14 protein-coding genes and 1 tRNA gene are annotated in these 12507 nt (G+C 61.7%); 7 read left to right on the top strand and 8 right to left on the bottom strand.

Annotation, left to right across the window (positions count from 1 at the left end):
- Positions 1-8 precede the first annotated feature (8 nt).
- From hutU to NNA36_RS02275, 3 genes are all read left to right on the top strand, one after another.
- Positions 9-1682, top strand: coding sequence for a urocanate hydratase (gene hutU / locus NNA36_RS02280; RefSeq protein ID WP_255103835.1), 1674 nt, complete (start codon positions 9-11; stop codon positions 1680-1682).
- Positions 1634-2026, top strand: coding sequence for a HutD family protein (locus NNA36_RS19950; protein ID WP_369681607.1), 393 nt, complete (start codon positions 1634-1636; stop codon positions 2024-2026). The genes hutU and NNA36_RS19950 overlap by 49 nt, the downstream gene beginning before the upstream one ends.
- A gap of 97 nt (positions 2027-2123) precedes the next feature.
- Complete coding sequence (locus NNA36_RS02275) at positions 2124-2936, top strand: SDR family oxidoreductase (protein ID WP_255103833.1); 813 nt, start codon at positions 2124-2126, stop codon at positions 2934-2936.
- Positions 2937-2965: 29 nt separating this feature from the next.
- On the opposite strand, the gene folE2 is transcribed toward NNA36_RS02275, so the two are convergent.
- The 3 genes from folE2 to NNA36_RS02260 all read right to left on the bottom strand — a co-directional run bounded on the left by folE2 (position 2966) and on the right by NNA36_RS02260 (position 4744).
- Positions 2966-4054, bottom strand: coding sequence for a GTP cyclohydrolase FolE2 (folE2, locus tag NNA36_RS02270; protein ID WP_255103831.1), 1089 nt, complete (start codon positions 4052-4054; stop codon positions 2966-2968).
- Positions 4055-4257: 203 nt separating this feature from the next.
- Positions 4258-4333, bottom strand: a tRNA-Ala gene (locus tag NNA36_RS02265).
- 84 nt (positions 4334-4417) lie between these two features.
- Positions 4418-4744 (bottom strand): TIGR02300 family protein, encoded by a 327-nt coding sequence (locus tag NNA36_RS02260; RefSeq protein WP_255103830.1) that lies wholly within the window; start codon positions 4742-4744, stop codon positions 4418-4420.
- Between the two features lie 108 nt (positions 4745-4852).
- On the opposite strand from NNA36_RS02260, the gene NNA36_RS02255 reads away from it, so the two are divergent.
- Together NNA36_RS02255 and NNA36_RS02250 are read left to right on the top strand one after the other, a co-directional pair.
- A complete protein-coding gene (locus tag NNA36_RS02255) occupies positions 4853-5545 on the top strand; it encodes a M48 family metallopeptidase (RefSeq protein WP_255103828.1) in 693 nt (230 codons plus the stop codon).
- A 31-nt stretch (positions 5546-5576) separates the two neighbouring features.
- Positions 5577-6227 (top strand): GntR family transcriptional regulator, encoded by a 651-nt coding sequence (locus NNA36_RS02250; protein WP_255103827.1) that lies wholly within the window; start codon positions 5577-5579, stop codon positions 6225-6227.
- A gap of 9 nt (positions 6228-6236) precedes the next feature.
- Here the strand turns inward: NNA36_RS02250 and NNA36_RS02245 are convergent, their stop codons facing one another.
- A complete protein-coding gene (locus NNA36_RS02245) occupies positions 6237-7565 on the bottom strand; it encodes an MFS transporter (protein WP_255103825.1) in 1329 nt (442 codons plus the stop codon).
- Between the two features lie 40 nt (positions 7566-7605).
- Positions 7606-8568: an acetyl-CoA carboxylase carboxyltransferase subunit alpha gene (locus NNA36_RS02240; protein ID WP_255103824.1), complete on the bottom strand. Its 963-nt coding sequence runs from the start codon at positions 8566-8568 to the stop codon at positions 7606-7608.
- A gap of 144 nt (positions 8569-8712) precedes the next feature.
- On the opposite strand from NNA36_RS02240, the gene NNA36_RS02235 reads away from it, so the two are divergent.
- Positions 8713-9543, top strand: coding sequence for a GyrI-like domain-containing protein (locus NNA36_RS02235; protein WP_255103822.1), 831 nt, complete (start codon positions 8713-8715; stop codon positions 9541-9543).
- A gap of 12 nt (positions 9544-9555) precedes the next feature.
- On the opposite strand, the gene NNA36_RS02230 is transcribed toward NNA36_RS02235, so the two are convergent.
- Positions 9556-10152: a LysE family translocator gene (locus NNA36_RS02230; RefSeq protein WP_255103821.1), complete on the bottom strand. Its 597-nt coding sequence runs from the start codon at positions 10150-10152 to the stop codon at positions 9556-9558.
- A 72-nt stretch (positions 10153-10224) separates the two neighbouring features.
- Between NNA36_RS02230 and NNA36_RS02225 the strand changes: the two genes are divergently transcribed.
- Complete coding sequence (locus NNA36_RS02225) at positions 10225-10677, top strand: Lrp/AsnC family transcriptional regulator (protein ID WP_255103818.1); 453 nt, start codon at positions 10225-10227, stop codon at positions 10675-10677.
- 147 nt (positions 10678-10824) lie between these two features.
- Here the strand turns inward: NNA36_RS02225 and NNA36_RS02220 are convergent, their stop codons facing one another.
- Both NNA36_RS02220 and NNA36_RS02215 read right to left on the bottom strand, forming a co-directional pair.
- Positions 10825-11445 (bottom strand): hypothetical protein, encoded by a 621-nt coding sequence (locus tag NNA36_RS02220; RefSeq protein ID WP_255103816.1) that lies wholly within the window; start codon positions 11443-11445, stop codon positions 10825-10827.
- An 89-nt stretch (positions 11446-11534) separates the two neighbouring features.
- Entirely contained in the window at positions 11535-12497 is a 963-nt protein-coding gene (locus NNA36_RS02215; protein WP_255103814.1) for an L-malyl-CoA/beta-methylmalyl-CoA lyase, read from the bottom strand.
- Positions 12498-12507: the final 10 nt, after the last annotated feature.

Raw genomic sequence — 12507 nt, 5'->3', positions numbered from 1 at the left:
AGACAGCAATGAACAACCCGCGTCATAATATTCGCGACGTCTTCCCGCCTACCGGCAGTGAGATCACCGCCAAGAGCTGGCTGACAGAGGCTCCGATGAGAATGCTGATGAACAACCTGCATCCGGATGTGGCCGAGAACCCCCATGAGCTGGTGGTCTATGGCGGTATCGGCCGAGCCGCGCGTTCGTGGCAGGACTTTGACTTGATGGTCGACACGTTGAAAGACCTTGAAGCAGATGAAACCATGCTCGTGCAATCGGGCAAGCCGGTTGCCGTGGTCAAAACCCACGCTGATGCACCACGAGTTCTGATCGCCAACTCGAACCTCGTGCCGCACTGGGCCAACTGGGATCACTTCAACGAGCTCGATAAGAAGGGGTTGATGATGTACGGCCAGATGACGGCCGGTTCCTGGATCTACATCGGCACCCAGGGCATCGTGCAGGGCACTTACGAAACCTTCGCCGAGGCTGGTCGTCAACACTATGGCGGCGACCTCACGGGCAAGTGGATTCTGACCGGCGGCCTTGGCGGCATGGGCGGCGCCCAGCCCCTCGCGGCTGTGATGGCCGGCGCCTGCTGTCTGGCCGTGGAATGCGACGAGAAGAGCGCGGACTTCCGTCTGCGGACCCGCTATGTGGACGAGAAGACCCATTCGCTCGACGAAGCCCTCGAGATGATCCGCCGCTGGACCGAGGCCGGAGAGGCCAAGTCGGTCGCGCTGATCGGTAACGCCGCCGATATCTTCCCTGAAATCCACAAGCGCGGCATCCGTCCGGATATCGTGACGGACCAGACATCGGCGCATGATCCGATCAATGGCTATCTGCCGCAGGGCTGGAGCGTTGCGGAATGGCGCGCCCGCGCCCAGACCGAGCCCAAGGTTGTCGAAGCCGCGGCCCGCGCGTCTATGAAGGTGCAAGTGGCAGCAATGGTCGCCTTCCACAATGACGGCGTGCCGACCGTGGACTATGGCAACAACATCCGCCAGATGGCGCTGGAGGAGGGGCTGGAAAATGCCTTTGCCTTCCCCGGCTTCGTTCCAGCCTATATCCGCCCGCTGTTCTGCAAGGGGATCGGACCGTTCCGCTGGTGTGCGTTGTCGGGTGATCCCGAGGATATCTACAAGACCGACCAGAAGATGAAGGAGCTGTTTCCGGACAACGCCCATCTGCACAACTGGCTCGACATGGCGCAGGATCGGATCGAATTCCAAGGTCTGCCGGCGCGGATTTGCTGGATCGGGCTGGGAGATCGCCACAAGGCCGGGCTGGCTTTTAACGAAATGGTCGCCAACGGCGAATTGAAGGCACCGGTTGTGATTGGCCGCGACCACCTTGATTCCGGTTCGGTGGCCTCACCCAATCGCGAAACCGAAGCCATGAAAGATGGCTCGGACGCGGTGAGCGACTGGCCGCTTCTAAACGCGTTGGTCAACACCGCCTCGGGTGCGACCTGGGTTAGCCTGCACCATGGTGGTGGTGTTGGTATGGGCTTTTCGCAGCATGCTGGTGTGGTGATTTGCGCCGACGGGACGCCCGAGGCCGCGAAACGCCTTGAGCGTGTGTTGTGGAACGATCCGGCCAGCGGTGTCTGGCGGCATGCGGATGCGGGCTATGAGATCGCAGTTGATTGCGCCAAGGAGCATGGTCTGCGTCTGCCCGGCATCCTGGGGACCTGATACAGATTCTGCGGTACCCAGGTTATCCGGTCAATCGGCGGAAGAGCGGCGGCGAAACCAGTAAGGTCGCCGTTTTTCCTTGCGGGGCCAACTTGGAGAGTTTCGACTGGCGCCAGTTTATTGCGTCGTTGCAAAGGACCGGCCGGTTTTCATCTTTGATCCAATCGATCGAACTCTTCACGTGGCGGAAGATGGAGGAATTGCCCTTGCCTTTCGTCAAGAAGATCGAAGCGTGTTGCAACAGCGACCCCCGCCCCTACGGGTTTCAGCGGATGCTGAGCTTGACGCCACGCTGCTCAGCGGAGCCGTGGAGCGGTGAGGTGACGGAAGGCGAAGGATTGTAGGCTAGCGACCTTTGATTGTGATCCATCGATGACGTTCGTGCGTAGTGAAGGAAAGGCCCTTCATTCGTTTCCTGAACAACATCAAGTGACCGACAACATGCAGACCCCAGAGCCGATTTCCACATCCGCACCCAACGCCGACGACGTGTTCTTTCCCGATGTTTTCGAACAGCCAATGCCGCAGACAAGTGCGGTTCTGGTGACCGGGGCGGCAAAGCGGTTGGGGCGGGCGTTCGCTCGGGATCTGGCGGCCTCGGGGTGGCCCGTGGTCATTCACTACAACGGATCGCAAGCCGAGGCGTTGGACCTAAGGGATGAGATCGTCAACGGTGGGGGGCGTGCGGAAATCGTTCAGGCCGATCTTTCCCAGTCGCAGGAAGCCGAAAAGCTCATCGAGCGTGCGGAGAACCTGCTTGGGCCGATTGGCGTGTTGGTCAACAATGCGTCGGTCTTTGAGTGGGATGACCTCTCTACGGCGACAGCGCGGTCGTTCGGGCATCATATGGATGTTCACCTCAAGTCACCGCTGCTTTTGTGCCAGCATTTCGCTGACCGGCTGCCGAAGGGGGCGGGGGGCGCGATTGTGAATGTCATCGATTCACGGGTCCTGCATCCAACGCCGCGCCACCTGACCTATACTCTGTCGAAAACGGGTCTGTGGACGCTGACGAAGGTTCTGGCCGAAGAGTTTGCACCGAAGATCCGGGTCAATGCGATCGGGCCAGGGCCGATCCTGCCGGAAGCTGGCCAGACCGAAGAGGAGTTCCGCGCCCGTTGCGCGCGTCTGCCGCTTCAGCGACCTGCATCGCTGCGCGAGGCCTGCGACACGGTGAAGTTCCTGATCACGCAAAGAGCGATCACCGGTCAGATGATCGCTCTGGATGGGGGGTATCATATCAGCGCCCATTGAACGCGCCGCACGGGGCGGCGAGTCGGGCCTTAGCCAACGTGGTAGAGCGAGGCGAACATCCGGTGGTCATAGCTGACCTGCTGGAAGGTTTCGCCCTTGGCCAGAATGGAAACCGCGTCGTGGCTGTGCAGGGATTCCTGATGGCTGGCAATCACGCGGAAGTCGCCGATGCGCCCTTCGTTTTCAAGGGCTTCGTACATCAGGCGCACCGCGTCTTCGACAAAGATCGGGTTGGCCCCGTTCAACTCGGCAAAGGCCTGTTCGTCTTCGCGCTTCACCATGACCTGGGTTTCTGTCGGGATCGCAGCAAGGCACAGGTCGACAAGGTCTTCGATCCACAGTGTCTGTCCCTGATGGACCACAACAGAAAGCCGCGCGACCGAGCGTTGCGAGTGTGGCGTTGCAATCTGTCCGCGCGTGTTGCGGGCGTGTTCGGAGAGTTCGAGCGAGCACGGGCACGTGGACGAGTAGACATAGTCGACGTGCATCAGCCGCGTGACCTGCTGGCCGTTGCGGATGACCTCGTAGGCGACATCGTAGTATTGGTAGCCTTCGAGATTGCTGCGCAGTGACCGTTTGAGGACGGGGTATCGGAAAGAGAGTTGCAGGCGGGCGTCAAGGCTTTCGAGATCGTCGAGGTAGGTCCGCAGGATGCGGTCTGTGGTTTCGAGATCGAATGGCGCGTCTGCGTGTTTGTAGAACGAGCGCATGATGCGGCTCATGTTGATGCCTTTTTTCGACGCCTCGAGCGAGACCGAGCCCGTGACCGAGGTTTCAAGCACCAGGGGGTCACCGTCACGGGTTTGCCATTTCAGGGGTAGGCGGAAATTCGAGATGCCGACGTGCTGGATGTCTGTCTTGGCGCCCTTGATCAGACTGGAGGGGCCGTTCTGGAGATCCGGCATGGTTGCCTTGTAGGCGGCGTCGGCCACGAAATCCGCGGGGTAGACGCGGTTCAATTCCAATGCGTCGAAAGGAAGGGCACCTGCAAAATCGTGATCGGACCGCAGCGCCCTATGGCGTTTGATGATTTCCAGCGCGCCTTCGACTTCGGCAAGCGTGGGCGCTGTGAAACTTTCCACCTCGGTCAGCTGTTTCGGTGTCACGATCTCGTTCATGGTGCCTAACTCCTCAAAGAACAAAGGAATTACGCACGGGCGAGGCGAGCGGATCAGTTTTTCGCGAAGAGTTTTGTGCCGGACAGGATGTGAAGGTCTGGATGGGCGTATTGACCGCGCGGACCGGGCCGGACCGACAAGGGTGACACGAGTACCAGGCGCAAAGGTTTCGCGCGATGTCAGTGTCATTTCCTGAGGAAGTTTGGTGGAGCCTAGGAGGATCGAACTCCTGACCTCTACAATGCCATTGTAGCGCTCTCCCAGCTGAGCTAAGGCCCCAAACCGTCAGGCCTCTCAGCCTGTGCGCGCCTAATTAGGCGTATGTCGGAGCGGGTTCAAGCGAAAAAAGCCCGCTCCGTAAAATTAATTTTCTTCGTCGTCCGAAGCAACGTCTGCGATCTCGTCGAGCGAGACGTTTTCATCATCATCGTCATCCAGAATGTCGTCCTCGAGCTCGATGTCGACGGAATCGTCATCGTCCAGCACGTCATCGGAATCATCCAGATTGGCCGCTTTTGCTTTGAGCGTTGCCGCGTCTTCGGCATCCGCTTCGATCATCCGGCTTTTGCCAGCATCGATTTCTACCACTTCACCGGTGTAGGGCGAAACGATCGGGTTCTTGTTCAGGTCGTAGAAGCGTTTACCAGTGGTCGGGCAAACGCGCTTGACGCCCCATTCTTCCTTGGGCATGGGTTATCCCCTTCAGATTCTATGAGTCATGTCGACGGTTGGGGCGGACTGCCATATCATCGGCGGCGTGTCAAAGGGTATAATGCGCATTGGTGAACAGGAGCGCGCATGGAGCAACATTTCCTTCCCGGTGAGCCGAGAATCGGCGTTGTTCTGCGTCGCTCGTCGAGGGCGCGACGGATCAGCCTGCGGGTGTCGCGTCTGGATGGCCGCGTGACGCTGACCCTGCCCAACGGTGTGCGCGAGGGTGAGGCGCTGGCTTTTGCCGATGAAAAGGCGGACTGGATTCGCAAACAGCTTGAGCGGCAGCCGGATCAGGTTGCGGTCGGGCTGGGGGTGGATCTGCCTTTTGAAGGGCGTCCCCTGCGGCTTGTGGCGGGTGGCGGACGGTCGGTGCAGGTCGCGGGTGGAGAGATGCGCCTGCCGGGACAGCCGGAGCAGGCGGCGACGCGAGTGCAGGCCTACCTCAAGACTATGGCGCGCGACCGGCTGGTGGCGGCCTCGGATCGCTATGCGGCGCGGCTGGGGCGGACCTATAGCCGGATTACCATTCGGGACACGCGCTCGCGCTGGGGGTCGTGTTCGTCGAAGGGGGCGTTGATGTATAGCTGGCGGCTGGTGATGGCGCCGTCGGCGGTACTGGAATATGTGGCCGCGCATGAGGTGGCGCATCTGGCTGAGATGAACCACTCGGCAGCCTTCTGGAAGGTGGTCGAAGATATTCACGGCCCCTACGATCCGTTGCGCCGGTGGCTGCGTGACAACAGCGAACTTCTCCATCGCTACAGATTTGGCGATTGACCTTCCCTGGCTTTGTGATCACATTTGGCACATGCTCAGCCAGACAAAGCCCTTGGACCCCTCCAGTTCCGCCCATGACCGTGTGTACCGCCGTTTGCGTACGCGCATCATGCACGGCGAGATCGAGCCGGGTCAGGCGCTGACGCTGCGCGGGATCGGCAAGGAATACGACGTGTCGATGACCCCGGCGCGCGAAGCGGTTCGGCGTCTGGTGGCAGAGGGGGCCTTGTTCCTGTCTTCGTCAGGCCGTGTGTCGACGCCGGAGCTGACCAGCGAGCGCATTGAGGAGCTTGCGGCGTTGCGGGCGCTGATCGAGGTGGAGCTTGCCAGCCGGGCGCTGCCACGGGCGCATATCGCGCTGATCGACCGTTTGCAGGCGATCAATGGGACCGTGGCGCAGGCGGTCGCGCGGCGTGATGCGGTGAGCTACATCCGGTCAAATCTCGAGTTTCACAGAACCTTGTACCTACGCGCGCAGGCGCCAGCGATGCTGGCGATGGCCGAAACCGTGTGGTTGCAACTGGGGCCGACGATGCGCGCGCTCTACGGTAAACTGCGCAAGACCGAGCCGCCGCATTTCCATCGCCTGATCATCGCGGCGTTGAAGGCGGGGGATGAGCCGGGGTTGCGGCTGGCGGTGCGGTCGGACGTGACGCAGGGCCTCAAGATGCTGGCGGGTTAACGCAGCGTCCTAGCGGTGCTGCGGCCAGCGGCGGTGGTTGTCATCAATAATGATCGGGTGGACGTGCTGGCCCGCGTTGCCGTGTTCCATCAGGTGCGGGTGATCGTCGGGCAGGTCCGGATGGTCATGTGACAGCGTGCCTTCGTGGCCGGTCCAGAGACGCAGGCCGAGGGTTGCGGAAACAAGTCCAAGTGCGCCGAGGATGGCCATGGCGGCAGGCAGCGAGACCAGCGTCGCGACCCAGCCAGCGGTCGGGTAGGTGATGAGCCAGCAGGCGTGGCTTAGGGCGAACTGTGCGGTGAAGATGGCGGTGCGGTCTTCGGGATGTGCCGAGCGGCGCAGGAGGCGACCCGAGGGCGTCAGGATGGCGCTGTAGAGGATGCCGGTGAGGGCCCATGCCAGAAGGAACACGCCCCAGGGCGGTGCGCCGAAGGTGGCAAACAGCGAGGCATGGCCGAGGGTGAAGAAGCCAAGCGCCAGAGCCGCTGTCGACATGAGTTTGCGGTCGTCGATGCTGTCGAGAAGGCGCGGGATGGTCAGCGCGGCGAGCATGGAACCGGCCCCGAAAGCGGCCAGCGCCTGTGCCAGCGCGGTTTCATCAAAGCCATAGGTGCTGCGGACCATGACGACGGTGTTGACAATCACGAAGGCCCCGGCGGTCGTGGCGGTGAAGTTGAAGGCCAAGAGGCCGCGCAGGCGTGGCGTGGACAGGTAGATCCAGCTGCCGCGCGTGACGCGTTCGCGGAACGGGCGCTGGACGGCCGGTTCGGTTTTCGGGAAGGTGGTGCGCTGCACCAGCAGGGCCGACAGCAGGAAGCCCGCAAAGGTTCCGGCAAACAGCCAGTGGAAATCCATCACCAGAAGCAGCAGGCCCGCGAGGGTGGGTGAGATCAGGTTTTCGATGTCATAGGCCAGCCGCGACAGCGAGAGCGCGCGGGTGTATTCGGCCTCATCCGGCAGGATGTCCGGGATTGTCGCCTGAAACGCCGGTGTGAAGGTGGCCGAAGCCGATTGCAGCAGGAAGATCAGCACGTAGATCTGCCAGATCTCGGTCACGAAAGGCAGGCAGAGGGCCACGGCAGCGCGCAGGACGTCCATGACGATCAGAACGGCCTTGCGGGGCAGACGGGCGGTGATGGCGGCCGTGATCGGAGACAGGCCGACATAGGCGATCATCTTGATGGTATAGGCCGTGCCCAGCACGGCCCCCGCAGCGGGGCCTGCGAGGTCGAAGGCAAGAAGCCCGAGGGCGACGGTCAGGAGGCCGGTGCCGAGAAGCGCGATGACCTGCGCCGAGAATAGCCTTGCGTAGGTCCGGTTTTTCAGGATGGCCAGCATGGCGAGCGCCTTGTTGCGGTGCGCGGCCGGGGCAGCGGGATCAGGCCGCGAGGCCTTTGCTGCCCATGCCGATGAATTTCTGACGGCGGGCTTTGACAAGCGCCTTGGCGTCCTGACCCTCAAGGTCTTTCAGCATGCCGCGGATCGCGTTGCCGACCGATGTGATGGCGGCTTTGGCGTCGCGGTGGGCACCGCCCAGCGGTTCTTCGACGATACGGTCGGCCACACCCAGTTTGATCAGGTCCTGTGCGGTCAGGCGCAGGGCCTCGGCCGCTTCGCGCATCTTTTCGGAATCCTTCCACAGGATCGAGGCGCAGCCTTCGGGCGAGATCACCGAGTAGACCGAGTGTTCGAGCATCGCGACACGGTTGGCGGTGGCGAAGGCCACAGCGCCGCCGGAGCCACCTTCGCCAATCACGACCGAGACCAGAGGCACGCCGATCTGGAGGCATTTCTCGGTCGAGCGGGCGATGGCTTCGGACTGGCCGCGTTCCTCGGCGCCTTTGCCGGGGTATGCACCGGGGGTGTCGACAAGGGTGATGACCGGCAGGCCGAACTTGTCCGCCATCTCCATCAGGCGAATCGCCTTGCGATAACCTTCGGGGCGGGCCATGCCGAAGTTGCGTTCGATGCGGCTCTTGGTGTCGTTGCCCTTTTCGTGGCCGATTACCATGACGGGCTTGTCGTCGAAGCGGGCGAGGCCGCCCATGACCGCGTGGTCATCGGCGAAGTTGCGGTCGCCTGCCAGCGGTGTGTATTCGGTGAACAGCGCGTCGATGTAATCTTTGCAGTGCGGACGTTCAGGATGACGCGCGACCTGGCATTTGCGCCAGGGGGTCAGCTCTTTGTAGAGATCCTTGAGCAGTTCCTCGGCCTTGCGGTCCAGGGCCTCGGCCTCGTCCGAGACGTCCATTTCCTCGTTCTGACGCGCCATTGCACGCAATTCTTCGGCTTTGCCTTCAATTTCGGCCAGCGGTTTTTCGAAGTCGAGGTAGTTGGTCATAAGGGTCTCCGAGGCATGTCTGCGTCTCGCTATATGACCCTGAGTAACACGAATTGCAACTGATCCTGCGCATTGCTGCATTCAGCAAGATTTGTACCATGCGCCCGTGGCAAGCATCGGACAGGACTTCCGAAGGGATCGGGCATGAGCCAGAGTTACGAAAAGCGCATGTTGCGCGTGTTGCAATACATCCATGACAATCCGGCGGGTGACATGTCGCTGGACCGTCTGGCGGATGAGGCGGCGATGTCGCGCTTTCACTGGCACAGGGTGTTCCGGGCGATGACCGGCGAAACCTGTGCGCAGGCGGTGCGGCGGGTGCGGTTGCATCGCGCGGCAACGATGTTGCTGGACAGCAGCACGGATCCCGCGCGGATCGCACGGGACGTGGGCTATGACAATGCCCGCAGTTTTGCGCGTGCGTTTCAGGGACACTATGGTCTGAGCCCTTCGGAATTCCGGAAACGGGGGTCATTTCCGGCCCCTTTGTTAACACGGCGCAAAGGAGAGTTTGCCATGTATCCGGTTACCATTCGTGAAGAAGGCGTTCGCAAGGCCGCGGGGCTTTTGCACAAGGGGAATTATTCCGAGATCGGAAAGAGCTTTGAGGCTTTTGGCGCGGTTTGCCAGTCCCGCAACCTGTGGGCCCAGTGCGGGCCGATGTTGGGGGTCTATTTCGACAATCCCGATGACAAGGCCGAGGCCGACCTGCTCAGTATTGCCGGGGCGACGTGGCATGGCGAGGTGCCTGAAGATTTCGAGAGCTGCGAAATTCCGGCAGGGCGGTATGCGGTTCTGACCTATACTGGCCCCTATGCGGGGATTCATGGGGCCTATGAAGCCCTGTTCGGAGAGTGGTTGCCGAAGTCCGGTGAAATGCCGGCGGATACGCCTTGCCTTGAAGTGTATCTCAACAACCCGCGCGATACGGCGCCGGATGATCTGGTGACGGAAATCTGCCTGGCGCTGGCCTGAGCGGGAGGCCGTTCAGGTGGCAAAGACCACCGGGTAAAGCGAGGCCACCAGCAGCCCTGCCATGAGCCAGTTGAAGGCGGTCAGGTGGGCGGGGCTGCGCAGGATGCGGCGCATCTGCTGGCCAAGTACGGTCCAGGAACTGACGCAGGGCAGGTTGATGGCCCCGAATATGGCGGCGACCAAGAGGATCGACGTCAACGATCGGTCCGGCGCGTAGAGGGTGATGGCGGTCAGGGCCATTGTCCACGCCTTGGGGTTCACCCATTGGAACAGCGCGGCCTGGATAAAAGTCATGGGGCGGGCGTCTGATTGGGCGCCTTCCGGGGCGCCGGCGTTGGCGATTTTCCAAGCGAGATACAGAAGATAGCCGATGCTGGCGACCTTGAGGATGGTGTGGGTGATCGGGAAGGTGTCGAAGACCTGCATCAGGCCGATGCCGACAAGGATGACCATCACCACAAAGCCGATGCCGATGCCCAGCATGTGGGGGATCGAGCGGGCAAAGCCGAAGTTTGCCCCGGACGCCATCAGCATGAGGTTGTTCGGGCCCGGTGTGATCGAGGACACGAAGGCGAAAGCGGTCAGGGCGGTGAGGATGTCATAGGTCATGGCACAATGATGCGTTGAAACATGCGCGATTGAATTGCGTTTTTGTGCGTCATGTGTGAAATTTCACAACAAATGACGAAGCTTGACCAAATCAACGAAAAGATATTGCGTGAGCTGGGCCGCGATGGGCGGGTCAGCAATCTTGAGCTGGCCGAACGTGTCGGCCTATCGCCCTCGGCCTGCCTGCGGCGGGTGCAAGACCTTGAGAAGGCTGGGATCATCAAGGGCTACAGGGCGGTTCTGAACCGGGCGGCGCTGGGCGGGGGATTCGTGGCCTATGTGACCGTTGGTCTGAACGAACACACCAAGGTGGCGCAGGAAACCTTTGAGCGGGCCATTGCGCTGGCGCCGGAGGTGCGCGAGTGCCACAACATCACCGGTGCGGTGGAATACCTGCTGCGGATCGAGGCGGCGGATCTTGAGGATTACAAGCGGTTCCACACCGACGTTCTTGGCACGGTGCCGCATGTGAATGCGATCACATCTTACGTGGTCATGGGGTCGCCCAAGGACGAGCGGGCCTGAGGCCGGCGTTTACCAAGGTTAAGAGCGAAAACCGCTGTCGGTGCAGCGTCGGTATCATGTCGGTATTGCGACGGTATCGACCTGTGAAATCCGCAGGTTAACGGCGCGGACGCGGTTGCCGCGCGGTTAACGAGGGGAAGCGGTGGATCAGGCGTCCAGCGCGGCGCGGAAGGCCATTTCGGGCGAGGTCAGGACCGGGATGCCGAGGTCGGTCAGGCGCTCGGCGGCGGGTGCCATGCTGGCTTGCGCCAAGGTCACGCAGGCGATGTCGTGATCGGCCACGGCATGGCGCACGGCGGTGGTGATGCAGGCGATAAACGCCTCGGTTTCCCCGGCCTCGAACAGGGGCCAAAATTCGCCAAGGAACAGTGGTACAACTTCGGCCTCCTGATCGGCGGCCAGGAGTGCGCTGTTCATCAGTTCCATCGTCGGCTTGCGAGTGGATTCCAGCGCAAAGACCACGAGGATCGGGCCGCCGATGCGCGAGGCTTCCTGCATCATGGGGCCGTCAATCCGGATGGCACCCGCGGATTCGGCGGCAGGGCAGAGCGAGGTGCAGGTGCAGATCACGGTGCCCTTGGATTTCTGGACCGTCGCGGCGACCTCTTCCATCAGGCTTTGGCGCAGCCCATGTTTACGTGCCTGTTTCAGCCAGTCTTCGCGGACGACTTGAATCAATTCGACCTCGGGCGCAATACGCTTGGCCAGTGCCTTGAACGGGGCAATGTGGACGGGAGAGGTGTGCAGCAGGGTGATGGTCTTCTTCATGCGGGCTTTATGCCACCTCTAATAGAAAACGCAACGGGCGAGACCGCTGGTCCCGCCCGAAAAATCTTGGTTCGTTAAGTGCCCTAGTGTCAGCCGTTCTGGGCGATCAGTTCTGCCTGTGCCACGATGACTTCGGCCTGCTTGATCGAGGCGATGTCGACGAGGCGGCCCTTGTAGACGGTGGCGCCTTCGCCGTTGGCCTTGGCCTGTTCCATGGCCGCAAGGATTTCGCGGGCTTCGGTGACAGCTTCGTCCGAGGGGGTGAACACCTGGTTCGAAAGGGCGATCTGTTTCGGGTGGATGGCCCATTTGCCGACCATGCCGAGGGTTGCCGAGCGTTTTGCCTGGGCGATGAAGCCCTCATCGTCTGAGAAGTCGCCGAAGGGGCCATCAACCGGCAGGACGCCGTGTGTGCGGCAGGCGGCGACGATCTTGGCCTGTGCCCAGTGCCACGGGTCGGACCAGTGCTGAACGCCTTCGCGCAGCATGTAGTAGTTTTCCTGAGTGCCGCCGATGCCGGTGGTCTGCATGCCCATCGAGGCCGCGAAGTCGGCCGCGCCGAGGCTCATGGCCTGCATACGGGGCGAGGAGGCGGCGATTTCTTCGGCATGGGCGATGCCGGCGGCGGATTCGATGATGACCTCGAAAGAGATCGGCTTGGTGCGGCCCTTGGCGCGTTCGATGGCGGTGACCAGCGCATCCACGGCGTAGACGTCTTCGGCGCAGCCCACCTTGGGGATCATGATCTGGTCGAGACGGTCGCCGGCCTGTTCCATCAGGTCCACGACGTCACGGTACCAATAGGGGGTGTCGAGGCCGTTGATGCGCACCGACACGTATTTGTTGCCCCAGTCGATCGTGTTGATCGCCTCGATGGCGTTGGCGCGGGCCATGTCCTTGTCGGTGGGGGCCACCGAATCCTCGAGATCGATGTTGATGACGTCGGCGGCCGAGGCAGCCATCTTCGCAAACAGCTTGGTGTTCGAGGCCGGGCCGAACAGCTGGCAGCGGTTCGGGCGGGCCGGGGCGGCGGGTTGGATGCGGAAGCTCATGTCGATCCTC

The sequence above is a fragment of the Shimia sp. CNT1-13L.2 genome (genome assembly GCF_024331145.1).
Lineage (GTDB): Bacteria > Pseudomonadota > Alphaproteobacteria > Rhodobacterales > Rhodobacteraceae > Shimia.
This window is presented reverse-complemented; position numbering and strand designations above follow the sequence as displayed.

Bases quoted from the DNA above. Each gene is read 5' to 3' on its own strand.
- hutU (WP_255103835.1), top strand. From the start codon at position 9: ATGAACAACCCGCGTCATAATATTCGCGACGTCTTCCCGCCTACCGGC.
- NNA36_RS02275 (WP_255103833.1), top strand. From the start codon at position 2,124: ATGCAGACCCCAGAGCCGATTTCCACATCCGCACCCAACGCCGACGAC.
- NNA36_RS02245 (WP_255103825.1), bottom strand. From the start codon at position 7,565: ATGCTGGCCATCCTGAAAAACCGGACCTACGCAAGGCTATTCTCGGCG.
- NNA36_RS02255 (WP_255103828.1), top strand. From the start codon at position 4,853: ATGGAGCAACATTTCCTTCCCGGTGAGCCGAGAATCGGCGTTGTTCTG.
- NNA36_RS02240 (WP_255103824.1), bottom strand. From the start codon at position 8,568: ATGACCAACTACCTCGACTTCGAAAAACCGCTGGCCGAAATTGAAGGC.
- NNA36_RS02260 (WP_255103830.1), bottom strand. From the start codon at position 4,744: ATGCCCAAGGAAGAATGGGGCGTCAAGCGCGTTTGCCCGACCACTGGT.
- folE2 (WP_255103831.1), bottom strand. From the start codon at position 4,054: ATGAACGAGATCGTGACACCGAAACAGCTGACCGAGGTGGAAAGTTTC.
- NNA36_RS02215 (WP_255103814.1), bottom strand. From the start codon at position 12,497: ATGAGCTTCCGCATCCAACCCGCCGCCCCGGCCCGCCCGAACCGCTGC.
- NNA36_RS02250 (WP_255103827.1), top strand. From the start codon at position 5,577: ATGCTCAGCCAGACAAAGCCCTTGGACCCCTCCAGTTCCGCCCATGAC.
- NNA36_RS02235 (WP_255103822.1), top strand. From the start codon at position 8,713: ATGAGCCAGAGTTACGAAAAGCGCATGTTGCGCGTGTTGCAATACATC.
- NNA36_RS02230 (WP_255103821.1), bottom strand. From the start codon at position 10,152: ATGACCTATGACATCCTCACCGCCCTGACCGCTTTCGCCTTCGTGTCC.
- NNA36_RS02220 (WP_255103816.1), bottom strand. From the start codon at position 11,445: ATGAAGAAGACCATCACCCTGCTGCACACCTCTCCCGTCCACATTGCC.
- NNA36_RS02225 (WP_255103818.1), top strand. From the start codon at position 10,225: ATGACGAAGCTTGACCAAATCAACGAAAAGATATTGCGTGAGCTGGGC.